General features: G+C 73.1%; 26 protein-coding genes. 20 read left to right on the top strand and 6 right to left on the bottom strand.

Annotated elements, in window-relative coordinates:
* Positions 1–24 precede the first annotated feature (24 nt).
* The 4 genes from ACF073_RS39015 (at position 25) to ACF073_RS39030 (ending at position 3,202) form a co-directional block, all read left to right on the top strand.
* Positions 25–1,362: a cation:proton antiporter gene (locus ACF073_RS39015; protein ID WP_392076262.1), complete on the top strand. Its 1,338-nt coding sequence runs from the start codon at positions 25–27 to the stop codon at positions 1,360–1,362.
* On the top strand, positions 1,359–1,808 hold the full coding sequence (locus tag ACF073_RS39020) for a type II 3-dehydroquinate dehydratase (protein WP_392076263.1): 450 nt from the start codon (positions 1,359–1,361) through the stop codon (positions 1,806–1,808). Before ACF073_RS39015 ends, ACF073_RS39020 begins: the two co-directional genes overlap by 4 nt.
* 89 nt (positions 1,809–1,897) lie before the next feature.
* Entirely contained in the window at positions 1,898–2,590 is a 693-nt protein-coding gene (locus ACF073_RS39025) for an alpha/beta fold hydrolase (RefSeq protein ID WP_392076264.1), read from the top strand.
* A gap of 54 nt (positions 2,591–2,644) precedes the next feature.
* Entirely contained in the window at positions 2,645–3,202 is a 558-nt protein-coding gene (locus ACF073_RS39030; protein WP_392076265.1) for an SRPBCC domain-containing protein, read from the top strand.
* On the opposite strand, the gene ACF073_RS39035 is transcribed toward ACF073_RS39030, so the two are convergent.
* Positions 3,199–3,909, bottom strand: a complete 711-nt coding sequence (locus ACF073_RS39035; protein ID WP_392076266.1) for a DUF1345 domain-containing protein — start codon at positions 3,907–3,909, stop codon at positions 3,199–3,201. The genes ACF073_RS39030 and ACF073_RS39035 overlap by 4 nt on opposite strands.
* Before the next feature lie 365 nt (positions 3,910–4,274).
* Here ACF073_RS39035 and ACF073_RS39040 point away from each other — a divergent pair, with 365 nt between their 5' ends.
* Positions 4,275–4,679 carry a hypothetical protein gene (locus ACF073_RS39040; protein ID WP_392076267.1) on the top strand — a complete coding sequence of 135 codons (405 nt, stop codon included), beginning with the start codon at positions 4,275–4,277 and terminating at the stop codon, positions 4,677–4,679.
* A gap of 85 nt (positions 4,680–4,764) precedes the next feature.
* On the opposite strand, the gene ACF073_RS39045 is transcribed toward ACF073_RS39040, so the two are convergent.
* Positions 4,765–6,300: a DUF4118 domain-containing protein gene (locus tag ACF073_RS39045; protein ID WP_392076268.1), complete on the bottom strand. Its 1,536-nt coding sequence runs from the start codon at positions 6,298–6,300 to the stop codon at positions 4,765–4,767.
* Between the two features lie 236 nt (positions 6,301–6,536).
* Between ACF073_RS39045 and ACF073_RS39050 the strand changes: the two genes are divergently transcribed.
* Positions 6,537–7,190: a response regulator gene (locus ACF073_RS39050; RefSeq protein WP_392076269.1), complete on the top strand. Its 654-nt coding sequence runs from the start codon at positions 6,537–6,539 to the stop codon at positions 7,188–7,190.
* Positions 7,191–7,199: 9 nt separating this feature from the next.
* On the opposite strand, the gene ACF073_RS39055 is transcribed toward ACF073_RS39050, so the two are convergent.
* Entirely contained in the window at positions 7,200–7,586 is a 387-nt protein-coding gene (locus ACF073_RS39055) for a response regulator transcription factor (RefSeq protein ID WP_392076270.1), read from the bottom strand.
* A 157-nt stretch (positions 7,587–7,743) separates the two neighbouring features.
* On the opposite strand from ACF073_RS39055, the gene ACF073_RS39060 reads away from it, so the two are divergent.
* From ACF073_RS39060 to ACF073_RS39080, 5 genes are all read left to right on the top strand, one after another.
* Complete coding sequence (locus ACF073_RS39060) at positions 7,744–8,226, top strand: MarR family winged helix-turn-helix transcriptional regulator (protein ID WP_392076271.1); 483 nt, start codon at positions 7,744–7,746, stop codon at positions 8,224–8,226.
* 148 nt (positions 8,227–8,374) lie between these two features.
* Positions 8,375–9,613 carry a cytochrome P450 gene (locus ACF073_RS39065; RefSeq protein ID WP_392076272.1) on the top strand — a complete coding sequence of 413 codons (1,239 nt, stop codon included), beginning with the start codon at positions 8,375–8,377 and terminating at the stop codon, positions 9,611–9,613.
* Positions 9,614–9,648: 35 nt separating this feature from the next.
* The gene (locus ACF073_RS39070; RefSeq protein ID WP_392076273.1) at positions 9,649–9,882 is read left to right on the top strand and encodes a ferredoxin; all 234 of its coding nucleotides are present in this window, start codon (positions 9,649–9,651) and stop codon (positions 9,880–9,882) included.
* Between the two features lie 5 nt (positions 9,883–9,887).
* The gene (locus ACF073_RS39075) at positions 9,888–11,096 is read left to right on the top strand and encodes an NAD(P)/FAD-dependent oxidoreductase (protein WP_392076274.1); all 1,209 of its coding nucleotides are present in this window, start codon (positions 9,888–9,890) and stop codon (positions 11,094–11,096) included.
* A 69-nt stretch (positions 11,097–11,165) separates the two neighbouring features.
* Positions 11,166–13,085 (top strand): MFS transporter, encoded by a 1,920-nt coding sequence (locus ACF073_RS39080; protein WP_392076275.1) that lies wholly within the window; start codon positions 11,166–11,168, stop codon positions 13,083–13,085.
* Between the two features lie 125 nt (positions 13,086–13,210).
* On the opposite strand, the gene ACF073_RS39085 is transcribed toward ACF073_RS39080, so the two are convergent.
* Positions 13,211–13,585: an SsgA family sporulation/cell division regulator gene (locus tag ACF073_RS39085; RefSeq protein WP_392076276.1), complete on the bottom strand. Its 375-nt coding sequence runs from the start codon at positions 13,583–13,585 to the stop codon at positions 13,211–13,213.
* Between the two features lie 731 nt (positions 13,586–14,316).
* On the opposite strand from ACF073_RS39085, the gene ACF073_RS39090 reads away from it, so the two are divergent.
* Both ACF073_RS39090 and ACF073_RS39095 read left to right on the top strand, forming a co-directional pair.
* Positions 14,317–15,060: an HAD family hydrolase gene (locus ACF073_RS39090; RefSeq protein ID WP_392076277.1), complete on the top strand. Its 744-nt coding sequence runs from the start codon at positions 14,317–14,319 to the stop codon at positions 15,058–15,060.
* Entirely contained in the window at positions 15,057–17,450 is a 2,394-nt protein-coding gene (locus ACF073_RS39095; RefSeq protein ID WP_392076278.1) for a glycoside hydrolase family 65 protein, read from the top strand. The genes ACF073_RS39090 and ACF073_RS39095 overlap by 4 nt, the downstream gene beginning before the upstream one ends.
* Positions 17,451–17,741: 291 nt before the next feature.
* Here ACF073_RS39095 and ACF073_RS39100 read toward each other — a convergent pair whose 3' ends face one another.
* A complete protein-coding gene (locus ACF073_RS39100) occupies positions 17,742–18,035 on the bottom strand; it encodes a hypothetical protein (protein WP_392076279.1) in 294 nt (97 codons plus the stop codon).
* A 105-nt stretch (positions 18,036–18,140) separates the two neighbouring features.
* Here ACF073_RS39100 and ACF073_RS39105 point away from each other — a divergent pair, with 105 nt between their 5' ends.
* The 5 genes from ACF073_RS39105 to ACF073_RS39125 all read left to right on the top strand — a co-directional run bounded on the left by ACF073_RS39105 (position 18,141) and on the right by ACF073_RS39125 (position 22,998).
* Complete coding sequence (locus ACF073_RS39105) at positions 18,141–18,383, top strand: hypothetical protein (protein ID WP_392076280.1); 243 nt, start codon at positions 18,141–18,143, stop codon at positions 18,381–18,383.
* Positions 18,383–20,677 carry a heavy metal translocating P-type ATPase gene (locus ACF073_RS39110; protein ID WP_392076281.1) on the top strand — a complete coding sequence of 765 codons (2,295 nt, stop codon included), beginning with the start codon at positions 18,383–18,385 and terminating at the stop codon, positions 20,675–20,677. Before ACF073_RS39105 ends, ACF073_RS39110 begins: the two co-directional genes overlap by 1 nt.
* Positions 20,674–21,210 carry a copper chaperone PCu(A)C gene (locus ACF073_RS39115; RefSeq protein ID WP_392076282.1) on the top strand — a complete coding sequence of 179 codons (537 nt, stop codon included), beginning with the start codon at positions 20,674–20,676 and terminating at the stop codon, positions 21,208–21,210. The genes ACF073_RS39110 and ACF073_RS39115 overlap by 4 nt, the downstream gene beginning before the upstream one ends.
* A gap of 188 nt (positions 21,211–21,398) precedes the next feature.
* On the top strand, positions 21,399–22,076 hold the full coding sequence (locus ACF073_RS39120) for a hypothetical protein (RefSeq protein WP_392076283.1): 678 nt from the start codon (positions 21,399–21,401) through the stop codon (positions 22,074–22,076).
* A gap of 268 nt (positions 22,077–22,344) precedes the next feature.
* The gene (locus ACF073_RS39125; RefSeq protein ID WP_392076284.1) at positions 22,345–22,998 is read left to right on the top strand and encodes a sigma-70 family RNA polymerase sigma factor; all 654 of its coding nucleotides are present in this window, start codon (positions 22,345–22,347) and stop codon (positions 22,996–22,998) included.
* A gap of 57 nt (positions 22,999–23,055) precedes the next feature.
* Here the strand turns inward: ACF073_RS39125 and ACF073_RS39130 are convergent, their stop codons facing one another.
* Complete coding sequence (locus tag ACF073_RS39130; protein WP_392076285.1) at positions 23,056–23,544, bottom strand: copper chaperone PCu(A)C; 489 nt, start codon at positions 23,542–23,544, stop codon at positions 23,056–23,058.
* 335 nt (positions 23,545–23,879) lie between these two features.
* On the opposite strand from ACF073_RS39130, the gene ACF073_RS39135 reads away from it, so the two are divergent.
* Both ACF073_RS39135 and ACF073_RS39140 read left to right on the top strand, forming a co-directional pair.
* The gene (locus ACF073_RS39135) at positions 23,880–24,635 is read left to right on the top strand and encodes an aspartyl/asparaginyl beta-hydroxylase domain-containing protein (RefSeq protein ID WP_392076286.1); all 756 of its coding nucleotides are present in this window, start codon (positions 23,880–23,882) and stop codon (positions 24,633–24,635) included.
* Positions 24,636–24,843: 208 nt separating this feature from the next.
* Positions 24,844–26,214, top strand: coding sequence for an MFS transporter (locus ACF073_RS39140; protein WP_392076287.1), 1,371 nt, complete (start codon positions 24,844–24,846; stop codon positions 26,212–26,214).
* Positions 26,215–26,224 lie beyond the last annotated feature (10 nt).

Below are 26,224 nucleotides of genomic sequence, written 5' to 3' on the forward strand. Positions count from 1 at the left end.
ACCGCTCCGACGAGGGAAGAGCCCGTGACGTTCGCCGACCCGGTGCCGACCATGGCTCCGCACTCACTCCTGGTCTTCCTCCTCCAGATAGCCTTCCTGCTGCTGCTCGCGTTCGTCCTGGGCCGGCTCGCCGAGCGTTTCCGCATGCCGGCGGTCGTGGGCGAGCTGTGCGCCGGCATGCTGCTCGGGCCGTCCGTGCTCCAGCACGTGCTGCCCGCCTTCTCCCGCTGGCTGCTGCCCCAGCAGCCGGAGCAGATGCACCTGCTCGACGCGACCGGACAGCTCGGTGTGCTGCTCCTCGTCGGAGTCACCGGCGCCGAACTGAACTTCGGCCTCGTCCGCAAACGCGGCGTCACCGCGGCCCGGGTCAGCATCGCCGGACTCGTGCTGCCGCTCGGCCTCGGGATCGCCACCGGCTTCGCGCTGAGCGGCGTCCTCATGCCGGCCGGCGTCGACGCCAAGGTCTTCGCCTTCTTCCTCGGCGTGGCGATGTGCGTCACCGCCATTCCGGTGATCGCCAAGACACTGCTCGACATGAAACTGCTGCACCGGGACATCGGCCAGCTGATCCTGTCCGCGGGTGTGGTGGACGACATCGTCGGCTGGTTCCTGCTGTCCGTGGTCTCCGCGATGGCCACCGCCGGACTCACCGCGGGCGTCGTCGCGACCTCCGTGCTCCACCCGGTCGGGGTCGTGCTGTTCGCCCTGCTGATCGGCCGCCCGCTGGTGGGCGCCGCGCTGCGCCGGGCGGCGCGGAGCGAGGGCTCCGCGGCCACGATCACGACGGTCGTGGTGCTGGTCGTGTTCGGCGCCGCCGCCACCCAGGCCATGAAGCTGGAGGCGATCTTCGGCGCCTTCGTCTGCGGTGTGCTGGTCGGCACCAGCAAGGACCTGGACCGGGAGAAGCTGGAGCCGCTGAAGACCTGCGTGCTGGCCTTCCTGGCCCCGCTGTTCTTCGCCACCGCGGGGCTGCGGATGGACCTCACCGCCCTGCGCCACCCGGAGATCCTCGCCGCGGCCTGCGCCGTGCTCGCCGTCGCCGTCATCGGCAAGTTCTCCGGCGCCTTCCTCGGCGCGCGGCTCAGCCGCCTCAACCGCTGGGAGGCGCTCGCCCTCGGCGCGGGCATGAACTGCCGCGGTGTGGTGGAGGTCGTCGTGGCGATGACCGGGCTGCGTCTGGGCGTCCTGAACACCGACTCGTACACCATCATCGTCCTGGTCGCGATCGTGACCTCGCTGATGACACCGCCCGTCCTCCGGCTCGCCATGGCGCGTGCCGAGGACCGCGCCGAGGCCGAACTCGCCCTGAAGGACGACGACTCGGGCCGCTCCGCCTCGCCGAACAGCGAGGTGACCTCATGAGCGGCACCCTGCTCCTGCTGAACGGCCCCAATCTGGGCATCCTGGGCCGCCGGGAGCCGGAGATCTACGGCACCGACACCCTCGCCGACATCGAGAAGGCCGTGGCCGCCGAGGTGAGCGGCGCGGGCTGGGAGGTGCTCTCCCTCCAGCACGACGGGGAGGGCGACCTGGTGCGTGACATCCACCGGCACCACGACGACACCGTCGGTGCCATCGTCAATCCCGGGGCTCTGATGATGGCCGGCTGGAGCCTGCGCGACGCCCTCGCGGCCTATCCGCGGCCCTGGATCGAGGTGCACCTCAGCAATGTGTGGGCCCGCGAGCAGTTCCGGCACGAGTCCGTGATCGCCCCGCTGGCCTCCGGCATCGTGGTCGGCCTCGGCGCGATGGGCTACCGGCTGGCCGCGAAGGCCCTGCTGGAGCTGGTGACACCGGCCGACGCCTGAGGGCGGACGCCGGTCGGCCGGTCCGCTCCGGCCACCCCATGACGGCAATCCCGTGACCGCAACCGCGCCTCGAAAGGACACCCCCGATCATGAAGCTCGCACTGCACGAGGTCGGCGACGGAGACCGGACGGTGCTGCTCGTCCACGGCGTGATGTCGTCGGCGGCCACCTGGCGACGCGTGGCGCCGCTCATCGCCGAGCGCGGCTACCGCGTGCTGATGCCGGACCTGCGCGGCCACGGCGACAGCCCGCACGCCGACGAGTACACGCCCGAACTCCTCGCGGCCGACCTCGTGGAGTCGGTCCCGGAGGGCGTCGACCTCGCCCTCGCCCACTCCTTCGGCGCCCCCGTCCTCGCCCTCGCGGTCCCCGGTCTGCGCCCGGCCAAGGTCGTCTACAGCGACCCCGCGTGGAAGCTCGGCGCCAAATCGGTCGACGAGGTGAGGGAGTTCGCGCAGGCCACCAAGGTGGCCACCGCCGAGAGCATCCGTCAGCTGTGCCCCCGCTGGCTGCCCGAGGACATCGAGGCGGAGCTGGCCGGGTACGCCCGCTGGGACGTGCGGGCCATCGAATGGCTGCGCAGCGACCGGGACCTGATCCCGGCGCGGGCCGAAGTGCCCTCGCTCGTGCAGGGCGCCGGCGACCACCACCTCGTCCCCGACGAACTGGCCGAGCGGCTGCGCGGGCGCGGATTCGAGGTGGTGTACGTCCCGGACACCGGCCACTGCGTCCACCGCGACGACGTCGACGGCTTCCTGAAATCGCTGGACGGCTGGCTCTGACCGGACGGGCCGCGGTGCCCCGCCGGGCGCCGCGGCCCGTGTTAGGTTGAGCCAATGGACGCAGGTCACCTCACGCGGGTGGAGTCGGGCGATTCCCCGGCCGCTGATCCGTTACCCCCCGTTCTGCACGGGACGTTCTCCGTCGATCTGGACTTCACGGTGACGCGGGCGGAGGTCTTCCGAGGTTTCGCCGAAACCTCCCTGCGGAGCCGCTGGTTCCGCCTCCCGGGCGGCTCCTCCACCGCCGAGCACGCGCTGGACTTCCGGGTCGGCGGCGGCGAGAGCGCCCGCAACGTCTTCGTCTCCGGGGACATCGAGCAACGCCTCGCCTACCGCTCCCGGTTCCTGGACATCGTCCCGGACTCCCGGATCGTCTACGCCTACGAGGCCGAGGTCGACGGCAGCCGCCGCTGGATCTCCCTCGTCACCGTCGAACTGGCCGACGACGCCGCCGGCTCCCGGCTGACCTGGACCGAGCAGTTCACCTGGCTCGTGCCCAGCGGAGACGGCAGCCAGGACGTCGCCCATCTGCGCGGCGGCACCCGCCTGTTGCTCAACGGCCTGTCCACGGTGGTCAACCCGGGCCGCCATCACGGCCTCGTCCGACGCTAGCCGCTGTCCAGGGCGCCCACCAGACTCGCCACCGTCACGGTGTTGAAGACGAACGCGATGGCGGCGTTGGCCGCCACGGTCCGCCGCATCGCGCGCGAGGCCACGGTCACATCGGTGGTGCCGAACGTCGTCATGACCGACAGGGCGAAGTACATGTAGTCGGACCAGACGGGGGTGCCGTCCCCGGGAAACTGCAGCGCCCGCTGGTTCTCCACCAGATCGTCGGCGTGGTAGGCGACCGCGAAGGACACCAGCACGCTGACCCACGCGTCGACGACGAGGGTGAACGCCATCACCACCCGGAGCACCACCGGAAGCGCCGAACCGAGGTGCCCCGGGCGCCACACCACCTGCACCACGAGCGCTGCCGCCGCGATGAAGATCGACACCCCGGGCCCCGGCGCGGTCCCGAGGACGTACCGCTGCACCACCGTGCCCCGCGCCGTGCGCCGGGCCCAGGTGCGGATCTGGGCCGGAGAGGCGGTCGAGAAGGCGATCAGGGTGACGCTGAGATAGCAGAAGAGATAGGCGAACAGCACCAGGACGCCCACGTCCGCCGCGGAGATCAGCGCGGATCCGCCGTCGAGCGCGCGGACCAGGAGGAGGCCCGCCGTCACGCCGGCCGCGACGAGCGTGCTCACCGCTGCCCGTCGGCGTTCGGAGAGCCATGCGTACCCGGCGGCAGAGCCGTGCGTACTGATCATCATTGGTCGGTTCTACACCACTGCGGGGCCGGTGGCCGGGTGGCTCCGCCCCGCGGTGCCGAGTAGCCGGCCCGCGGCGGCCGGGCCGGTGCGAGGACGCGCTGGAGCGGTCGTGCGGCACGCCCCGGGCGGCCGGGCCCGGAGCCCGTGCCGTGCCGTTGGACGGCGCCGGGGCGAGGCCGTCGAGGCGGCGGACGATTACCGCTGGCCGGTAGAGCCGCTTCCCGCTCGCCTGGTTGTCCCGCGCCTTCCCGCGAGAGCACCGTGGAATACGTCTAAAGGGAACAAAACGGGCGAACGTCTGCGGTGGCCCGTGTTCCGCGCGTCGTGGATGCGCTCTCAGCTTCGAACCACTCCAGGAGATTCACATGCGTAAGTTCACATGGCCCCTCGCAGCTGTCGCGGGTCTCGCTCTGGCCGTGGGCGGCGCCACGGCATCGGCCGTCGCCGCGCCGGCGAACGCCCACCACCAGCTCAGTCACTCCATCGCCTCGGTCGACTTCGCACGCGGTCACGGCGGCGGTGGCGGCGGTGGCCATGGCGGCGGTGGCGGCGGCCACGGCGGCGGTGGCTACGGCGGCGGCCACGGCGGCGGCGGTTATGGCGGCGGTCACGACGGCGGCGGTTATGGCGGTCACGACGGCGGCTACGGCGGTCACGGCGACTACGGCTACGGCGGCCACGACTACGGTGACCACGGCTGGTACAGCAGTTACGACCACGACCACGACCACGGCGGCGACTACGGCGACTACGGCAGCTGGGGTTGGTGACGCCAACCGCACTGCCCCAAGGGGCCGGCCCTCGGGCCGGCCCCTTCCGCTGCCCGGCCGGCCCGGCGCCCGGCCCCCCGGCTCGCTAGCCGTCGGCCGCGTGCCGGGCCGGGGTGAACGGCAGCTCCGCGCGGAGCGTGGTCCCCGCGGTCCTCGGGCTGTCCAGGAACATCCTGCCGTCGAGCGCCTCCACCCGGTCCTTGAGGCCCACGAGACCCGTGCCGGCGGCGAAACTGGCCCCGCCGACCCCGTCGTCCCGCACCCGGACCCGCAGCACCTCGGACTCGGCGTCCACGGTGACGGTGACGACCGAGGCCTGGGCGTGTTTGACCGCGTTCGTCAGCGCCTCGGAGACGACGTAGTAGGCGCTGACCTCCACCCGCTCGGGAAGTCTCTCCAGGACCTGGACATCGAGATCGACCGGGATGGCCGAGCGCCGGGCGAGCGCCCGGAGCGCGGGAGCGAGGCCGCCCTGCGCCAGGATCGCGGGGTGGATGCCGCGCGCCACCTCGCGGAGTTCGTCGCAGGTGTCCGAGAGCCCGGCGGCGACGTCGTCGAGTTCCGCGTGGAGCCGCTCCAGATCCGGCGGAACCGCCGCCTGTGTGTTGCGGAGCAGCAGGAGCAGCGAGACCAGCCGCTGCTGGACGCCGTCGTGCAGATCGCGTTCGATGCGGCGGCGCGCGCCGTCGGCGGCGGTGACGATCCGCGCGCGTGAGGCGTTCAGCTCCGCGTGGGCCCTGGCGTTCTCGATGGCGATCGCGACGAGGTCGGTGAAGGCGGCCATCTGCGACTCGGTCTTCGCCGGGAAGGGGGCGTCGCTCCTCTTGCAGGCCAGGATCACCCCCCACAGGCGCCCGCCCACGACGATCGGGCACCCGACCGACGAGCGGCCCCCCGGGGTCCGCGCCGCCCCGCCGACCGGAATCGTGCCCGCGACGTGTGCCGCCGGGCGCACGTCCTCGATGCGGGCGAGGCCCTCGACGCGGACCGTGTCGCACGTCCGTCCGACCTCACGGGCGACCCGCAGCCCGTCGAGGGCGAAGGGGGTGGCCACCGCCGCCGCGTCCGGCCCGCCCGACCGGGACCAGGCGGCGACGCCGCGCAGGGCGCCGTGGGCCTCGTACCGCTCCACGCGGACCAGATCGGCGCCGACGAGTTGGCCCGCCTCGCGGGTGACGGCCTCGAACACCGTCATCGGCCGGGCGGAGCGCGCGATGAGCGTAGCGACCTCGCGCAATGCGGACTGCTCCTGCGAAAGCCGCTCCGACAGCAGAGCCGAGCGCCGCAGCCGGGCCGCCAGCTGGCCGACGACCGTCGCCGTGAGGAGGAAGGCGATCAGTGTGACGACGGTCTGCGAGTGGGTGATCTCCAGTCCGTGCGGCCGGGCGAACAGATACGCGTAGGCCGTGACGCTCAGCACCGAGGCGACGACGGCGAGCGCGGTGCCCCAGACCACCGCCACGGCCATCACCGGGAGCATGTACATCGAGAGCAGGTGCAGGGGCACGACGTACGGATCGAGGGCGTCCAGCAGACCGGTGACCGCAGCCACCAGCACCGTACCGGCGAACAGCCCGTTCAGCCGGTGCCGGCGCAGTGCGTTCACCCCGCGATGGCTCATCGCGTAGCTTCCCTTGCCTGGCCTGCGCAGTGTGCGTTCATCAAGTGTGGCACCGAACGCCGTGCCGGGGGGCCGCGCCCGGCGGGCGGTGCCCCCGTCGGCCCCTCGCGCGGTCGCCCCGGTGCCGACGCCCGTGAGAGCCTGCTGACAGGCGGGCTCTCCCCGCCATGGACCGGGAGGCCGGCCGTGCCGCACAGGAGAGCGGCCATGCCGCACGGGACGGTGGAAGGCGCGGTATGACGCAGTTGCGAGTGGTGCTTGCGGACGACGATGTGCTGCTCCGCCAGGGCCTGGCCAGCCTGCTCGAACGGTCCGGGATGTCCGTCGTGGGCCAGGCGGGGGACGGTCACGCCCTGCTGAGCGTCGCCCGGGAGACGGTCCCCGACCTGGCGGTGGTCGACATCCGCATGCCGCCGACCAACACCACCGAGGGACTGGAGGCGGCCCGCGTCATCCGCCGGGAACTGCCGGACGTCGGGATCCTGGTGCTGTCCGCACACATCGAGGTCGAGCACGCCATGGAGCTGCTGGCGGGGGGCCGGCGGGTCGGGTACCTGCTCAAGAGCCGGGTCGCGGATGTGGAGGAGTTCCTGGAGGCGGTGCGGCGGATCGCCAAGGGCGGATCCGTCGTGGACCCCGCCCTCATCCAGGAGCTGGTGTCCGTGCGACGCCGGGAGAACCCCCTCGACGTGCTCAGCGAGCGCGAGCGTGAGGTGCTGGCCCTGATGGCGGAGGGCCGGTCCAACGTCGGCATCGCCCGCCGGCTCTGGGTCACCGAGGGCACCGTCGAGAAGCATGTGCACAGCATCCTCGGCAAGCTGGGCCTGTCCGAGACGGACGACGACCACCGGCGCGTACGAGCGGTTCTGGCCTTTCTGCAGGCCCCCTGACACGGGGCCTCACCCGTCGCCGGGGCAGCCGTCGTGTTCGCCGTCGAGCAGGGCGCGGATCGCCGCCGCGGACAGCCGGGTCTTGCACAGGAACCCGATCGCCGAGGAGGCCGCGACCAGCTGCGCGCAGTCCTGGTCCGCGCGCGCGGAGATCAGGATCGTGCGCGGCGCTCCGCCCGCGGCCTGCCGGTGGAGCCGGGCCGCCACCTCGACCCCGCTCTCCGGACCCAGCTCGACGTCCATCAGGACGACGTCCGGCCGTAGCTCCGCGACGCGTTCGGTGGCTTCGGCGCCCGTCGAAGCGACCCCCACCACGGTCACGCCCTCGCGTTCCAGCAGACAGCGAGCGGCGGACAGGAAGCAGGGGCTGTCGTCGACGATGAGGCAGCGCACCACACGGTGAGCGTCCCACACCCGGGGACGGCCGGGCATTGCAGCTGACCGCCAAAGAGCGGTGCCGCGAGCCGGGATCCGGCACCTGTGGACCCGCCTCCGGTCACATCACCCCTCATCTATATAGACAATCTATATAGATGAGTGATATGAGTGGGAGATGGGTGAGACATCTGAAGAGAGTCCCCAGGAGGTCGCGGCGGCGCTCAACGAGCTGGCCACCGGACTGGTCAGGTTCCTGCTGTCGGACCGGCAGGGAATGAGCCTGACCACCGCCGCGGTGCTCAGCCGGCTGGAGCGGGAAGGACCCGTCCGGCTGACGGCGCTGGCGGCGGCCGAGGGCCTCGCCCAGCCGTCGATGACCGTGCTGGTGCAGCGACTGGAAGCCCAGGGCCTGGCGTCACGCGTCGGACACCCCGAGGACGGCCGCGTCCGCCTCGTCGGCATCTCGGACGCCGGGCGCGAGCTGCTGGCCGAACGCCGGCACACGCAGAGCGCCCGGGTGGCCGACCTGCTGGCCGCCCTGCCCGAGCAGGACGTCCGCGCACTGGGCGAGGCCATGCACACGGCCCTGCCCATCGTCCAGCGGATGGTCCAGGCCGCCCCGCGCTCCCGCGTCCCGGGCGACAGACCGGCTCCCTGAGCCGCCCGGCCGGCCTCCCGGCCGCGCTCTTCGACGGTTTCTCCCACGGGCGGGACCCGCCCCGCTGCCCCGTCGCGCCCCCCGCGCGGCGGGCCCCGGTCCCGGTACCCGCGCGCACTGTCCGAGCTTCCGGAAAGGGCGGAGAACCATGACCACCACGTCGGCACCCGGCACCGGCGCCCCCTCGGCGCGGATACCGGACTACCCCATGGCCCGGGCGACCGGCTGCCCCTTCGACCCGCCGCCGGCCCTCGGCACCCTGCGGGACGAGACCCCGATCAGCCGGGTGCGGCTGTGGGACGGCAGCACCCCGTGGCTGGTCACACGCTACGAGGACCAGCGCTCGCTGCTGGCCGATCCGCGGATCAGCTCGGACAGCGACCAGGCGCACTACCCGCACACGGGCCCGGCCCAGCGGGAGCGCCGGACGCTGTCCCGCACCTTCATCACCATGGACGATCCGGACCACGCCCGGCTGCGCCGTATGGTCACCGGGGCCTTCTCCATCAAGAACGTGGAGTCGCTGCGTCCCCCGATCCAGCGGATCGCCGACGGCCTGATCGACACCATGCTGGCCGGCCCGAAGCCGGTGGACCTGGTCCAGGCGTTCGCGCTGCCGGTGCCGTCGCTGGTGATCTGCGAACTGCTCGGCGTCCCCTACGCCGACCATGACTTCTTCCAGGCCAACAGCAGGATCCTGGTCAAGCGCAGCACGACGGCGCGGCAGGGGCGGGAGGCCGTCCTGCGGCTGGCCGAGTACCTGGAGCGGCTGATCGGCGCCAGACTCGCCCACCCGGCCGACGACCTGCTCTCCACCCTGGCCGAACGGGTCAGGGCCGGTGAACTCTCCCGGCGCGAGGCCGCCGACATGGGCGTGCTGCTGCTGATCGCCGGGCACGAGACGACGGCCAACATGATCGCCCTGGGCACCCTGACCCTGCTGCGCCACCCCGACCAGCTGGCCCTGGTGCGCGAGAGCGACGACCCCCGGCTGATCGCCTCGGCGGTCGAGGAACTCCTGCGCTACCTGACCATCACCCACAGCGGACGGCGCCGCGTGGCCCGGGAGGACATCGAGATCGGCGGAGTCACCATCCGCGCGGGCGACGGCGTCATCATCGCCAATGACATCGGCAACCGCGATCCGGACGCCTTCCCCGACCCAGGCCGGCTCGACGTCACCCGCAACCCCCGCCACCACCTCGCCTTCGCCTTCGGCGTGCACCAGTGCCTCGGCCAGCCGCTGGCCCGGGTCGAGCTGCAGGTCGTCTACGCCACCCTGTACCGCCGCGTCCCGGGCCTGCGCCTGGCCGTGGATTTCGACCGGATCCCGTTCAAGCACGACGGGCTCGTCTACGGCGTCTACGAACTGCCCGTCACCTGGTGACCGCGGCCGAGCGCCGTGTGGGAAAGGAGCATCCCATGAAGGTGATCGTCGACCAGAGCAAGTGCGTGGCCTCCGGACAGTGCGTGCTGAGCGCGCCCGAGGTGTTCGACCAGCGCGAGGAGGACGGCATCGTCGTCCTGCTCACCGAGACCCCGCCCGAGAACCTGGCGGACGAGGTCCGGCAGGCAGCCGCCCTGTGCCCGGCCCGGGTCATCTGGGTGACGGACGAGACGGCTGCCGGACACGGGGACCAGGGGGAGGGGCAGTGAGGCCGATGGAGCGGATCGTCATCGTGGGAGCCTCGGCCGCGGGACTCACCGCCGCCGAGACCCTCCGCCGACGCGGCTGGACCGGTCACCTGACCCTGATCGGGGACGAGTCCCGTCCCCCGTACGACCGCCCGCCGCTGTCCAAGGAGATCCTGACCGGAGCGTGGGAGCCCGCACAGGTCACCCTGCGCTCCCCGCAGGACCTCGCCGCGCTGAAGGCCGATCTGCGGCTCGGGCAGCGCGCCGTCGCCCTCGACGTCCCGGGCCGCCGGGTGCGCCTGGGCGACGGCGGAGACGTCCCCTTCGACGGTCTGCTCATCGCCACCGGTGTGACACCCCGCCGGCTCCCCGACAGCGAGCCGGCCGGGGTCCACGTGCTGCGCACCCTGGACGACGCACTCGCCCTGCGGGCGGCACTGCTCGCCGGGCCGAGAGTGGTCGTGGTGGGCGCCGGATTCCTCGGCACCGAGGTCGCCGCCGCTGCCCGGACCATGGGCCTGGAGGTGACCGTCGTGGAGCCGCAACCGTTCCCGGTACGGCGCCCGTTCGGGGACCGGATCGGCGAACTGGTCGCCGCACTGCACCGCGACCACGGCACCCGCCTGCGCTGCGGGGTCGGGGTGCGCCGGCTGCACGGCGCGGGCGGCCGGGTGACGGCGGTGGAACTCGGCGACGGCGGCACACTGCCGGCCGACGTCGTCGTCCTGGCCCTCGGTTCCACGCCCGCCACCGACTGGCTCGCGGGCTCCGGGCTCCGCCTGGGCGACGGGGTCGAGTGCGACGCGCTGTGCCGGGCCGCGCCCGGGATCCACGCCGCCGGCGACGTCGCCTCCTGGCCCCACCCCCGCTTCGGCACCCGCATGCGCCTGGAGCACCGGATGAACGCCACCGAGCAGGCCATGGCGGCGGCCGGCAACCTCCTCGGCGACGCCGTCCCGTTCGCCCCCGTCCCCTACTTCTGGACCGACCAGTACGACACCCGGATCCAGGCCTACGGCATCTTCCCGCAGGGCGCGGAGCCGCGGATCGTCCACGGCACCCCGGCCGACGGACGGTTCACCGCGGCCTACGGCCACCACGGCCGCGTGGTCGGCGTACTCGGCTGGAACACCCCCCGCCAGGCACGCATGCTGCGCCGGCTGGTCGTCGAACGCGCGCCCTGGACGGCCGTCACGGCCGCCGCGCCGGCACTCGGACCGGCCGCCGTGAACTGACCCGGGCCCCGGGAAGCGCCCCCGAGGGGGCTCGCCCACAGGAAGCAAGGAGGGAAGGGAGGAGAGGCGGTGGCCACCGATCGAACGCCCCGCCCCGCGGGCACCGCCCCCGCCGGGCCGCCCCGCGCGCGCCGCACCCGGATCGGCGCCGGCCATCCCCGCTACAAATGGGTGGCGCTGACCAACACCACGCTCGGCATCCTGATCGCGAGCGTCAACGGCTCGATCGTGCTGATCTCCCTGCCCGGGATCTTCACCGGGATCCACCTCGACCCGCTCCGGCCCGGCAACGTCAGCTACCTGCTGTGGATGCTGATGGGCTACCTCCTCGTCACCGCCGTCCTGGTCGTCACCCTCGGCCGGCTCGGCGACATGCGGGGCCGGGTCCGCACCTACAACGCGGGGTTCCTCGTCTTCACCGTCACCTCGGTGATCCTGTCCCTGGATCCGCTGCAGGGCGCGGGCGGGGCGCTGTGGCTGATCGGATGGCGGATCGTGCAGGCCGTCGGCGGCGCGATGCTGATGGCCAACTCGGCCGCCATCCTCACCGACGCCTTCCCCGCCCGGCAGCGCGGCATGGCGCTCGGCGTGAACATGGTCGCCGGTATCGCCGGCACGTTCATCGGACTGGTCCTCGGCGGGGTGCTCGTGGAGTGGGACTGGCGCTACATCTTCTGGGTCAACGTGCCCATCGGGCTGATCGGCACGGTGTGGGCGTACAAGTCCCTGCACGAGACGGGCACCCGCACCCCCGGACGGATCGACTGGTGGGGCAACCTCACCTTCGCCGCCGGCCTCACCGCCCTGCTGGCCGCCATCACCTACGGCATCCAGCCCTACGGCGGCCACACCATGGGCTGGACCGACCCCTGGGTGCTCACCGGCCTCCTCGGCGGCATGCTCCTGCTGGTCGTCTTCTGCGTCGTCGAGACCCGGGTCGCCGAACCGATGTTCCCGCTGCGGCTGTTCCGCGACGCCGCGTTCACCGGCGCCGGCGCGGCCACGCTGCTGGGCGCGATCGCCCGGGGCGGCCTGCAGTTCATGCTCATCATCTGGCTGCAGGGCATCTGGCTGCCGCTGCACGGCTACGACTACGCCGACACCCCGCTGTGGGCGGGCATCTACCTGCTGCCCCTCACCGTCGGCTTCCTCACCGCCGGGCCGGTGTCCGGAGCGCTGTCGGACAGGTTCGGCGCCCGGCCGTTCGCCGCGGCCGGCTGTGTCGTGACGGCGGTGTCCTTCGCCGGGCTCCTGCTCCTGCCCACCGACTTCCCCTACTCCCTCTTCGCCCTCCTGTGCTTCCTCAACGGCCTGGGCAACGGGCTGTTCGCGGCGCCGAACACCTCCGTCATCATGTCCAGCGTCCCCGCGGACGCCCGCGGCGCCGCCTCCGGCATGCGCGCCACCTTCCAGAACGCCGGCACGGTCCTGTCCATGGGCCTGTTCTTCTCCCTGATGGTCGCCGGACTCGCCGGCTCCCTGCCGCACACGCTCAGCACCGGCCTCACCGCGCGGCACGTTCCCGCGCCGGCCGCCCACACCGTCGCCGTGCTGCCGCCGGTCGGCATCCTGTTCGCCGCCTTCCTCGGCTACAACCCCGTCCGGCAACTGCTCGGCCCGGCCCTCCTCGGCCGGCTGCCCCGCCCCGACGCCGAGGTGCTCACCGGACGCGAGTTCTTCCCCCGTCTGATCTCCCAGCCCTTCCACGACGGCCTGACCGTCGTCTTCACCCTGGCCATCACCATGGCCCTGGTGGCCGCCGCCGCCTCACTGCTCCGCAGCCGCCCCGGCCCGGCCCCACGGGCGGCACCGCACCGAGGCGCACAGGGCCGAGGCGCTCAGGGCCGAGGCGCTCAGGGCCGACGAGGCGCACCGGGCCGAGGCGTGCGGAGCGAGGGCGTGCGGGGGCAGGGTGTGCGGGCCCGGGGCGCTCCGGGCCAAGGTGCGGGGAGCCGGGGCGCGCGGGCCGAAGGCCGGGACGATGCCTGACCGGCCGCGGCGCCGCGGCCGGTCAGAGCGGCCGGCGGCACACGGGCCCTTCCCTCTCCCTCTCGCTCTCGCTCGCGCTGTGCGCGACGTGCCGGCGCGGCGGATCCTCACCGCACCCGCCCGGCTCACTCCCCGTCGGGCGCCAGCCGGCGGACGAGCCGGTCCAGATCGATGAGGCGGTGCTCGGTGCCCGGCGGCACCAGCGCGTCGGACCGGCGCAGGAAGTCCCTGACCGCGTAGGCGGAGACCGCGAGGAGCGCCGCCCCGGCACGGGTCCTCAGGAGGATGCGGACCGACCGCGGATCGCACCGGTGCCGCGGGATGACCACCACGTCCCCGATCCCCGCCGGCCGGTGGATTCCCCGGGCGAGGAGCGACCGGGCGAAGACCCAGTCGACGGAGGAGGCCAGCGGGGCGCCTATGGACAGACGCACGGCATAAGGGTCGGTCACCTCGTAACGGAGTTCCGCGGGAAGGGGTACCCACCGTTCGCCGGCCACACTGATCCGGACTTCCGTGGGGAAAACGATCGGGAAAGCGTCCGCGGAATTGGAAAGAGGGATTTTCACTCCGCCCCCTGCTCTGAGTGCTCGTACGGTTCCGGACGACCGTACGCCAGGTCCTGCCAGGGATGTTGCCGATGGGCGCACCGGCTGATGTCCAAAAATGCACCTGCTGTCGCGGCACTTCGCCGGCGGACTGCCGGGCCGCGCCGCGAGCAGTGCACGGTGCATGTACCTGGCGTGCACTAACGTCGTGTGCCGTTCGCCCTCCCGTTTCCCTGGTGCTTAGTGCCCGATAGCTGAATTCCATCGGCGCCGCATTTCGCTTTTCAGTCATCTTCCGTTCGGGATGCTCAGGCGTCCGCTGCCCGTGAACAATCTGACAGGCGAGGAAGAATCCGCATGAAACCCACCACCGGTCCGCCGTCGGTCCGCCCGGACCGCGGGCGGGCGCCGAGCTGGCCGCCCTCATGGCCGGCCGCCCGGCGGCGGAGACCCGCGGCGACGACGACACCGCGCTCGAACGGCAGCTCTCCGACCTGCGCTTCGACTGAGCCCCGGCCCCGGCGCGGACCCGGCGTACGCCGCGTGTTCCTGCCGTCCCCCGGGGTCGCCTTCGGCCGGGTGGCGCACAGGGCGTTCGCGGCTCTCGACCGAGCGGGTGTGTTCCGGCGTGCCGGGCCGTGCCCCGCGGTCGCCTGCCGCCGGCGCCGCCTAGCCTCGGCACCATGCTTGGGCTGCCTGCTGACGTCCGCGCCTGCCTGTTCGACCTCGACGGGGTGCTCACCCGGACCGCCAAGGTGCACGCGGCCGCCTGGAAGGAGATGTTCGACGGCTATCTCCGCGAACGCGCGGCACGCGAGGGCACCGACTTCGTCCCCTTCGACGCGGTCGACGACTACGACGCGTACGTGGACGGCCGGCCCCGTGAGGACGGGGTGCGCACGTTCCTCGCCGCACGCGGTGTGCGCCTGCCCGAGGGATCGCCGGACGACCCGCCGGAGGCGGAGACCGTGAACGGACTCGGCACCCGCAAGAACGACCTGGTGCTGGAGCGGATCCGCGAGGACGGGGTGGAACCGTACGAGGGCTCGGTCCGCTTCGTCCACGCGGTGCGGGACGCCGGCCTGCGCTGCGCGGTGGTGTCGTCCAGCGCCAACTGCCGGGACGTGCTGGCCGCCGCCGGCATCGAGGACCTGTTCGACGAGCGGATCGACGGGGTGGTGGCGCGCGAACGCCGGCTGCGGGGCAAGCCCGCTCCGGACACCTACCTGGAGGCGGCCAGGGCGCTGGGCGTGGAGCCCGCGCGGGGCGCCGTGTTCGAAGACGCCCTTGCCGGTGTCGAGGCGGGGCGGGCCGGGCGGTTCGGCGTGGTCGTGGGGGTCGACAGGGTCGGCCAGGCGGAGCAGTTGCGAGCGCACGGAGCGGACGTGGTGGTCCGCGATCTGGCCGAACTCCTGGAGTCACGGTGATCACCCATCCCAGCTTCACGGTCGAACCGTGGTGCCTGCGCGAGACCGAGCTGAACCTGGACGTGCTCGCCCAGTGCGAATCGGTGTTCGCGCTGTCCAACGGGCACATCGGATGGCGGGGCAACCTCGACGAGGGAGAGCCCCACGGGCTGCCAGGCGCCTACCTCAACGGCGTGCACGAGCTGCATCCGCTGCCCTACGCGGAAGCGGGCTACGGATATCCCGAGTCCGGCCAGACCATGATCAACGTCACCGACGGCAAGATCATCCGTCTCCTGGTCGACGATCACCCCTGCGATCTGCGGTACGGCCGGCTGCTGGCACACGAGCGGGTGCTGGACTTCCGTACCGGTGTGCTCAGCCGCACCGCGCGGTGGACCTCGCCCGGTGGCCGGACGGTCCGGATCACCTCGCGGCGGCTGGTGTCGTTCACCCAGCGGGCGGTGGCCGCCGTGGTGTACGAGGTCGAGCCGGTCGACGGACCGGCCACGGTGGCGGTGCAGTCCGAACTCGTCGCCAACGAACAACTGCCCCGCTTCCAAGGCGACCCGCGCGTCGCCGCGGCGACCGAGTCCCCGCTGAGGGCGGAGGAGAGCTTCGCGCAGGAGACCAGGCTGCGGCTCGTGCACCGCACCGACCGCAGCGGGCTGCGGGTGGGAGCGGCGGCCGACCATCTCGTCGAGGGCCCGGACAGCACCCGCTGGACCGCGCAGAGCGAGCCCGACGTCAGCCGGCTGACGGTGACCGCCGACCTGGCGCCCGGACAGCCGCTGCGGCTGGTGAAGTTCGTGGCCTACGGCTGGTCGGGTGAGCGTTCGCTGCCGGCCGTGCACGACCAGGTGGACGCGGCGGTGGCGGCCGCGGTCAGCACCGGCTGGGACGGTCTCGTGGCCGGACAGCGGGACTACCTGGACCGGTTCTGGGCCGGAGCGGACGTGGAGGTGGACGGGGACGCGCAGATCCAGCAGGCCGTACGGTTCGCCCTCTTCCACGTGCTCCAGGCCGCCGCCCGCGGCGAGAACCAGGCGATCCCCGCGAAAGGGCTGACCGGAACCGGATACGACGGGCACTCCTTCTGGGACACCGAGTCCTACGTGCTGCCGGTACTGACCTTCACCGCTCCGGAGGCCGTCGCGTCGGCGCTGCGGTGGCGGCACAGGATGCTGCCGGCGGCGCGGGAACGCGCCCGTCAGCTGGGTCTGTCGGGGGCGGTGTTCCCCTGGCGGACGATCGACGGTTCGGAGTCCTCCGCCTACTGGCCGGCCGGGACGGCCGCCTTCCACATCAACGCGGACATCGCCACGGCCGCGGTCCGGTACGTCATGATGACCGGGGACGAGGAGTTCGAGCGGCGCGAGGGGTTCGACCTCCTCGTGGAGACCGCCCGCCTGTGGCGTTCCCTCGGCCACCACGACGCGGAGGGCGTCTTCCACATCGACGGGGTCACCGGACCCGACGAGTACAGCGCCATCGCGCGGGACAACCTGTACACGAACCTGATGGCCCGCCATAACCTCGTGGCCGCGGCGGACGTGTGCACGCGCCATGCGGACCGGGCCGCCGAAGCCGGTGTGGACGACGAGGAGACCGCCGTCTGGCGGGACGCGGCGGCACGGATGGCGCTGCCCTACAACGAGACGCTCGGCGTGCACGAGCAGTCGGCCGGCTTCACGCACTTCCAGCACTGGGACTTCGAGGCGACACCGCCCGAGAACTACCCGCTCATGCTGCACTACCCCTACTTCGACCTGTACCGCAAGCAGGTGGTGAAGCAGGCCGACGTGGTGCTGGCGATGATGGAGTGCCCGTACGCGTTCACCGATGAGGAGAAGGCACGCAACTTCGCCTACTACGAGACGATGACCGTGCGCGACTCCTCCCTGTCGGCGTGCTGCCAGGCGGTGCTCGCCGCCGAGACCGGGCATCTGCGCCTGGCCTACGCCTACCTCGGCGAGGCCGCGCTCATGGACCTCGGCGACCTGGAGCACAACACCCGTGACGGTCTGCACATCGCCTCCCTCGCCGGTACGTGGATCGCCCTGATCGCCGGCTTCGGCGGTATGCGGCGACACCTCGCCGACGGCCGGCCGGACGTGCTGGGCTTCGCACCGCGCCTGCCCGAGGCGCTGTCCCGGGTGGCGTTCACGGTGCTGGTGCGCGGACGCCGGCTGAAGGTCGAGATCGAGCAGACCCGGGTGCGCTACCGGCTGGTGGAGGGCGAACCGCTCGAAGTGCGCCACTTCGGGGAGCCCCTGACCGTGACCGCCGAAGCGCCGGTGGAGCGCCGGGTACCGCCCGCTCCCGCGCGCCCCGAGCCCCAGCAGCCGCAGGGCCGCCGCCCGGAGGGCCTGCCCGCCGGGGAGGAGTCCCGGGAGGAGACACCTCAGTGACCAGGACCTGAACCCAGCTACCGGAGGCAGCCCCCCGCCGTCGCCGTCGCCGCCCGCCGGCGCCCACGGCCAGGAAGACGGCGAGGGGTATGCCGAACAGGGGGAGTGCCCAGCCGACAGCGGCGACGGCGTGCGCGTTGACGCCCCGGCGGGTCAGCTTGCCCGGCACCGGCCAGTCGGCGAAGTCCACCGGTCGACCACCCGGCCGGTGGCCGCGTCGACGGCGACGCTGTCCCGTCCGACCGGCCACTGGTCGCGGGTCCGCGAAACGGTCCAGGCCGTGGCGCCGTCCTACGGCACGCTGATCTCCACGGGACCGGACAGACCGTCACGGCGGGCCGTGCCGAGGACGCCGTCGACGGCCTTCGGGTCGGCGCCCGCCGCGCCGGGGGAGTGCGCCGGGCCACCGTGGTGGCCCCCGGTCGCGCCGGCGGAGGCGCCGGGCAGGGCGGTGGACACACCGGGCGTACCGGCGCGCAACGCGTCCAGGGCCTCACCGAAGTGGCCGCCCGCGAAGCGCGACCAGGTCAGGCCGGTCGCGGAGAGGGCGCCGTGGGCGCATGTCAGCCGTGTGGCGTACGTCATCGTCCGGCGGCGGAACTCGGCCCCCGATCCGTCCGACTCCTAGACCGGTACGGCTGCGACAGCTCTCCGCCGTACGACGGTTCGACGCGACCAGGAAGGCCGAAGATGGCCGAGCCCCGACACCCGTCCCGCCTCGCGGGCTTCGTCCCCCGCAAGCTGATGCCCCCACCCGCCCTCTGCGGTTTCATGGTGCTGCTGGTGCTGGTCTTCTCCGTCTCCTACGCCGTGGGGTCCGCCTCCGGCCCGGTGGCGCCCGGCATGCACGGCACCGGGACCGGTGGCGGTCCGGGCGGCGACGGCGGCGGCGGCACGGGTGACATGCCCGGGATGCACGGGGGCGGTGAGTGATGGAAGCCGAACCGATGGCGCCGCCGGTGGTCACGGACCTGACGGTCGGCGGGATGACGTGCGCCGCCTGCGTGCGGCGGGTGGAGAAGAAGCTGGCCGGACTCGACGGCGTCACGGCCACCGTCAACCTGGCCACCGGCCTCGCCCGGGTCAGCCATCCGGCGAGCGTCCTGCCGGACGACCTCGTGGCGGCCGTCCAGCGGGCCGGATACGAGGCGGCGCTGCCCGAACCTCCCGCGCCCGAGCCCCCCCGGGGGACGGCGGCGGACGGGGACGGGACCGAGGCGGCGGCCCGGCGCGAACGCGAGCGGCTCCTCGTCACGGCGCTGCTCGCCCTGCCCGTCCTGGTCCTGTCGATGGTGCCGGCCCTGCAGTTCCGCAACTGGCAGTGGCTGTGCTTCATGCTCGCCGCGCCGGTCGCGGTGTGGAGTGCCTGGCCCTTCCACACCCGGGCGGTACGCGGCCTGCGCCACTCGGCGGCCACCATGGACACGCTCGTCTCGCTCGGTGTCGTGGCCTCCTTCGCCTGGTCGGCCTACGCGCTGTTCCTCGGCGGAGCGGGCGACCCCGGTATGCGGATGGCGTTCAGTTGGCTGCCGTCCGCGTCGGACGGCGCCGCGCACGTGTACCTGGAAGCCGCGGTCGCCGTCCCGCTGTTCGTGCTGACCGGACGCTTCCTGGAGGCGCGGGCCAGGCGGGGGACCGGAGCGGCCCTGCGGTCGCTGGCGGACCTGGCGGCCAAGGAGGTGTGCGTACGGGACGAGCACGGTGAGCGGTCCGTCCCCGTCGAGCAGCTGCGGGTGGGGCAGGTCTTCGTCGTGCGGCCCGGCGAGCGGGTCGCCACCGACGGCCGGGTGGTGGAGGGAAGTTCCGCCGCGGACCTCTCGCTGGTCACCGGCGAGAGCGAGCCGGTCGAGGTGGGGCCCGGTTCGGACCTGGTCGGCGGTGCCGTCAACGCCGGCGGCCTGCTGCTCGTCCGTGCCACGGCGGTCGGGGCCGACACCCGGCTGGCCCGTATCACCCGGCTGGTGACGGAGGCCCAGGCGGGCAAGGCACGGGCGCAGCGGCTCGCCGACGCCGTCGCCGGGGTGTTCGTGCCCGTCGTGCTGACCGTCGCCGTCACCGTGCTCGGATTCTGGCTCGGGGCCGGCGCCGACCCGCAGGCGGCGGTCACCGCGTGCGTGGCCGTACTCGTCGTCGCCTGCCCCTGCGCCCTCGGCCTGGCCACGCCCACCGCCCTGATGGCCGCCACCGGCCGCGGGGCCCAGCTGGGCGTGCTGGTCAGCGGTCCGCGGACGCTGGAGGCGCTCCAGCACGTCGACACGGTCGTCCTCGACAAGACGGGCACGCTGACCAGCGGCCACATGAGCGTCGCACAGGTCACCGCCGCCCCGGACGGCCCGGGTCACGACGTCGTCCTCCGTCTGGCCGGTGCCGTGGAACAGGGTTCGGAGCATCCCATCGGACGGGCCGTCACCGCGCACGCGCGGCGCTGCGCGGCCGAGGAGCCGCTGCCCCCGGTGCGGGGCTTCGCGGCCACGCCGGGGCGCGGGGTCCGTGGCCGGGTGGACGGCCGTACGGTGGAGGTGCTGGCGCCTGACGGCGCGTTGCCGGCGGTGCTGGCGGACGCCCTCGCCCGGGCGGAGAGCGCCGCGCACACTCCGGTCCTCGTGCGGGTGGACGGGGCGGCCGAGGCGTTGATCGCGGTCGGAGACGTCGTCCGGCCCGGCAGCTACCGTGCCGTGGACCGGCTGCGCAGGCTCGGGATCCGCCCGGTGCTCGCCACCGGCGACCGCGAGGCCCCCGCCGGGGCCGTCGCCGAGGCGCTCGGCATCGACGAGGTGCACGCCCGCTGTGCCCCCGAGGACAAGGCCGCCCTGGTCCGGCGGTTGCAGGAGGAGGGCGGCAGGGTCGCGGTCGTCGGTGACGGCGTGAACGACGCCGCCGCGCTCGCCGCCGCCGATCTGGGCATCGCGATGGGCAGCGGCACGGACGTGGCCATCGGCGCGGCCGACCTGACGCTCGTGCGCGGGGACATCGAAGCCCTGGGGGACGCCGTCCGGCTCGCCCGGCGCACGCTCGGCACGATCCGGGCCAACCTGGCCTGGGCCTTCGGCTACAACGTCGTCACCGTGCCGCTCGCCATGGTCGGTCTGCTCAACCCCATGGTGGCGGCAGCCGCCATGTCGGCCAGCTCCGTGCTGGTGGTGGGCAACAGCCTGCGGCTGCGCGCCTGGCAGCCGTCGCCGGCCCCGGTGCGCGGGCGACGCCAGGGGAGGGCCGGTCACCGGTGAACGGATTCCGCCCCCGCCTGCCGGCCCGGTCCACGGACCGCCGGCGCCTGGCCGACACCCTCCTCGCCGTCCTCGTACCCGTCGCCGCGTCCAGTCTGGCCCTGGCCGGCCTGACCACCTGGGTCGGTACCGGCAACGCGGGCAGTCCGCCCCGGGTCACCGTCACCGAGGGACGCGTCCTCCTCCCCATAGCCGGGTCCGCCGAGACGGCGGCGTTCTTCCGCATCACCAACGAGGGCGGCTCGGCCGACCGCCTCGTGGGCGTCACCTCGCCCGACGCTCCCGGCGGGGTGGGTCTGGCCCGCCCCCGTATGAGGGGCGGCACGGCGGCCTACCGCGCCCCGGTCGGGTCGGTCGAGATACGGGCGGGCGAGAGCCTCGCCATGTCGCCGCACGGGGTGGACCTGACGGTGACGGCCCCGGCCGGCGAGTGGCGTGCGGGAGACCTGGTCTCCTTCACGCTGACGTTCAGCCGCAGCGGTCGGGTGAAGCTGCCCGCCGTCGTGGTCCGGCCCGGAACGGTCGCTTTCTGAGAGCGGTTGGTGTGCGTGGCGGGGACCGGCCGCCAGGTGGTCGCGTGGGGGAAGTCGCCGCCGAGGCGTGTCGAGTTCCCCCACGATGGGTGTGGCGTGTGTCACCCTGCTCTGGCTGAGTCCGGGGGCAGGTGTCCGTACGTACCCCCTGACAACGATCGGACCCCGGGTGCGAAGATGGGCGCGTCATGACTGTCAGTGGGTGGTGCCGCACGCTGCGGGCCGGTGTGTTCGCCGCCGCCTGCGTACTGCTCGCCGCCCTCGGCCACGTGCTGATGTCCGGTGTCCCGGTGCCCTGGTGGGCCATGGCGGCCGGCGCCGCCGGTACGGGCGCCGCCGGCTGGTGCCTGGCCGGCCGTGAGCGCGGAGCCGCACTGATCGTCGCCGTCGTGGTCGCGGCCCAGGCGGTGCTCCACGAGGTCTTCTCCCTGGCACAGCCGCACCCGTCCGGCCCGGCCCGGGACATGGGCGCCATGCCTATGGGCTCCATCCCTGTGGACACGATGGACATGTCCAGCATGGGCCATATGGGGGCGGGCTCCATGGCGCACCTGGGGGCCGGCCCGCACGGTGCGCACAGCATGGGAGGCGGCGGCGCCGCGTTCGGCATGTTCGCCGCCCACCTGCTCGCCGCGGTCCTGTGCGGCCTCTGGCTCGCGTACGGCGAACGCGCGGTCTTCCGCATCCTGCGGGCCATGGCCGCCCGGCTGGTGGCACCCCTGCGGATGCTGCTGGCCCTGCCCGTGCCGACGCGCCGGGTACCCGTGCGCAGGGGCCGCGACTCCGGTCGCCGGACCCTGGCACGGCTCCTTCTCTGCTACACGATCGTCTCCCGGGGGCCGCCCGTGGGTACCGCTGTCGCCTGAGACAGCCGGATCCACCGGGGCTCACCTTTCCCTCTTCTCCCTACTCTCGGCAGGCCTCCTGTTCCGACAGGCGTCCTGACCCGTCCTGAGGAGACTTCACCAGCCGTGTCGTGAGCGGTTCCAGCGCGATCTGAGCGCGCCGTCCCACCGACGCGAGCCTGCGCGAGCCCCGGGCACCGCCGTACCAGCAGTACGGCTGCACCCCACTCGCCGGAGAGCTGCGGCCCCGCCATGGGCCGGGCTCCGGATGACCTGAGAAGGACACCTCGTGATCACTTCTGTCCTGCACGCTCCGCGCACGCAGAGAGCCGCGGCGGACGAGGCGGCGACCGCCTGGGCACTGGCCGCCGGGAGCGGCGACCCGGACGCGGCCGAACGCTTCGTGCGCGCCCTGCACGCCGACGTGCTCAGCTACGTCGCCCACCTGGGAGCGGATCCGCAGAACGTCGACGACCTGGCCCAGGACACCTTCGTGCGCGCACTCGACAGCCTGCACCGGTTCGAGGGACGCGCCTCGGCCCGCACCTGGCTGCTGTCCATCGCCCGCTGCGCGGTGATCGACAGCTTCCGCCGCGCCGCCGTACGGCCCCGGACGGCGGACACCCAGGACTGGCAGCTGGCCGTCGAGTGCGCCCAGCCGCGCGGCCTGCCGGGCTTCGACGACGGCGTCGCGCTGCTCGACCTGCTGGAAGCACTGCCTGAGGAACGCCGTGCGGCGTTCGTCCTGACGCAGGTGGTGGGAGTGTCGTACGAGGAGGCGGCCCGGCTGTCCGGCTGCCCGATCGGCACGGTCCGTTCCCGTGTGGCCCGCGCCCGGATGACCCTCCTGGGGCTGCTCGTCGAGGCCGACGGAAGCGGCCCGCGGGCGGACGCGCGCGACGCCGACCGCCGTACGTCCGCCCAGGGCGCCGCGGTGGCCTGAGGGCGACGGTGCCGGCGCCCGGCTCCGCAGCGACGGGGGAGGCGGCGCCGGCGCCCGTCACCGCGGGCTCGCCACCACCGGCGTCCGCACGGACACCCTGCCCGCGTACCGGAACCAGAGGTTGTAGTCGACCACGGCCCCGGGGGCCAGGGCCGGCGGATCCAGGATCACGACGCCGAGTCCGCCCGGAGCCATGCGCACCCGGCCGCCGGCCGGCACCCGGACGGACCGGACCCGTTCGGTCCGTCCGGGTCCGGTGGTGCGGATCATGCTGATGCCCGCCGCTGGGGAGTCGGCGTGGAGGAGGGTGTCGCCGGCGGCACCGCCGTTGCGGATCTCGAAGTAGGCGATGGCGGAGGCGGCTCCGGGCGGAGCGACGAGTCGCGCGTCCACCACGCTGATCCGCGGCGGCGCACCGCCGGCCGCGCCGCTCTCCGCGTAGACGACGAGCAGTGCCAGCGCTCCGGCGCACGCGGCGAGGGGAGCCAGGACCGGACCGGCCGGGCGTCTGAACGAGGCGGCGATACGTCGTGTGTTCCAGGTCACGCAGTAGTAGTCGGGGATGCGCGGTCGCGAGTTCCCGGTCCGGTCGCCGCGACGGGCGGGAACTCGTGGGCGCGGGCGTACGACTACTGAGACGTGGGACAGACCAGATGGCGATCACACCGCGCTCGGCAGCGGCTCTCCCGGGGCCCGGCCGTCCGGCAGGCAGGGGCCCCGCCCGACGCCTGCCCGGCCCCGCGCGGTGAACGGAGGCATCGATTCGCCTCCAAGAGGGCGGCCTTGACCGGAAGTCGCGGGAACTCGTCCGGCCGCCCGTCCGACTACTGGTGCGACGGCGCGGCACGACACACGGTCGCGGCATCGGTCAGGAGGGACTCATGACACCGGAGATGGAGAACGCGTTCGCGGCGATCAGAAGCGAACACGGCGCCGGATCCCTCAGCAGGGTGGAACGGATGCTGGCACCCGGCGGGGGCGGGCCGCGGCATCCGCTCCAGAAGGGCGCCAAGTGGATCCTGCCGGGCCTGTCCCCCACCCCGTGGCACGAGCCCTACGCCTATCCGGAACTGGCCCCCGTCGTCGCGGCACTGGAATCCGCTCATCCGGCCATCAAGAACGAGCTGGAATCGGCCTGGACGGAGCGCCGGGAGGCGTTCTCCGACTATGAGCACTATCTGACCAGGCAGCAGGACTGGCAGGCTCTCTACCTTTACCGGGACGGGGTATTGGTCGAGGAATCCGCCGCGACCGTCCCCACCGCCTACAAGGTGCTTCGGGAGTTCGCCGTGGAAACGGAGACGATATGCCCTCTCCTGGAATGCCACTTCTCCACGCTGCTTCCCGGCGCGTCCATCGCCCCGCATTGCGACCTGTGGAACTTCAGTATCAACCTGCATCTCGCCGTGGACATCCCCGACGGGTGCGGCATCACCGTCGCCGGTGAGACCCGTTCCTGGCAGGAGGGCCGCTGCCTGCTCTTCGACTACTCCTTCGAGCATGCGGCGCACAACGGCGGCGAACGGCCGCGCACCTGCCTGCTCGTGGACCTCTGGCACCCGGAGACGACCGTCGCGGAACGCCGGGCACTGGTCGTACTCATCTCGGAGATCAGGCGACTGATGGGAGACGGCTGACCGCCTGAAACTCCTGTGAAATGAACCGGCAGTTTCGCACTGTCGGTTATCAGTGCTGCCTGGAAAAGTGAATATCCGGCCCAAAGGAAGTGCGCGGGACGGCCATTCTCAAGTTCTCTTCGGGGTGCTATCGTGACCGAAAATGATCGACGGATTCGGAATTCGTCTCGTTTTCTATTTTCTTTCTGCTGGTGAGGGGGACCGGGCGATGTCGGCACGACTGCCCCTGCTCGTCCTGGCGCTGGCTCAGCTGGTCATCGCTCTCGACTACAACATCGTCTACGTGGCGCTCCCCGACATCGGCGCGGGCCTCGGCTTCGCGGAGCACGACCTGCAGTGGGTGGTGAGCGCCTACGTCGTGACGACGGGCGGCTTCCTGCTGCTGGGCGGCCGGGTCGCCGATCTGCTGGGCCGGCGCCGGACGTTCGTCGCCGCGGCGCTGGTCTACGCGGGTTCCTCACTGGCGGGAGGGTTCGCCGGGACCCCGGGGACGCTGGTCGCCGTGCGGGCGGTCCAGGGCCTCGGCGGATCCCTGCTGTTCCCGGCCACCTTGTCCCTGATCAACACGCTCTACGCCGAAGGACCGGCCAGGAACCGGGCGCTGGCGGTGTGGGGAGCCGCGGGGGCCGGCGGCCTCTGCTTCGGCTCCCTGCTCGGCGGGGTGCTGGTGGAGGCGTTCGGCTGGCCGTCGGTGTTCTTGGTCAACGTCCCCGTGGCGGCGGCGATCGCCTGGGCGGGCCGGGTGCTGTTTCCCGCGGACGCCCCGCGGACCGGAGCACGGGGATTCGACGTGACGGGGGCGCTGACCGGGACCGCAGGCGTCACCCTCCTGGTGTTCCTGCTGGTCCACGCGCCCGGGGCCGGCTGGAGCAGCCCGTCCGTCCTGGTGAGCGCGGTGCTGTCACCGGCCCTGCTGGCGCTCTTCGCCCTGGTCGAGACGCGTTCGCGTGAACCGCTGGTGCCGGCCCGGCTGTTCGGACACCGCGGACTGGTCATCGCGATGGCGGTGACCGCTGTCTACAGCGCCACCTTCAGCTCGCTCCCGTACTTCCTCACCCTCTACTTCCAGAACGTACGCGGCTACAGCGCCTTCGCGACCGGCCTCGCCTTCCTCGTCCCGGCCCTGGTGGTCGCCGCCGGCACCCAGCTGGGGGAGCGGGCCGTCGCCGTGGTCGGCGTACGCCGGATGCTGGTCGGCGGCATGGCGCTCGGCGCGGCCGGAGCCGCCGCCCTCGGCCTCGCGCTCACCGAGCACGGCTCGTACCCCCTGCTGCTGCCCGGCATCGTGCTGCTCGGCCTGGGGCAGGGTGCCGCCTGGACCGGCATGTGGATCACCGCCGCCGCCGGAGTCGCGCCCGGCGACCAGGGCGTGGCGTCGGGCCTCGCCTCCACCAGCCTCCAGGTCGGCGGCGCGGTGGGCCTCGCGGTCCTGGTGGCGCTGGCCGGCGCGGCCGGCCCGCACCCGGCGGACGGCACCGCGCTGGCCGGCATCAGGGCCGCCGTGTTCGCGGCAGCGGCCGGAATCGCCTGCGGCGTCCCGCTGGCCCTCGCCGTGCGCAGGACGGCCGCGAGCCCCTAGAACACCCCCG

Source organism: Streptomyces sp. NPDC015171 (assembly GCF_043079545.1).
Taxonomy (GTDB): Bacteria; Actinomycetota; Actinomycetes; order Streptomycetales; family Streptomycetaceae; genus Streptomyces.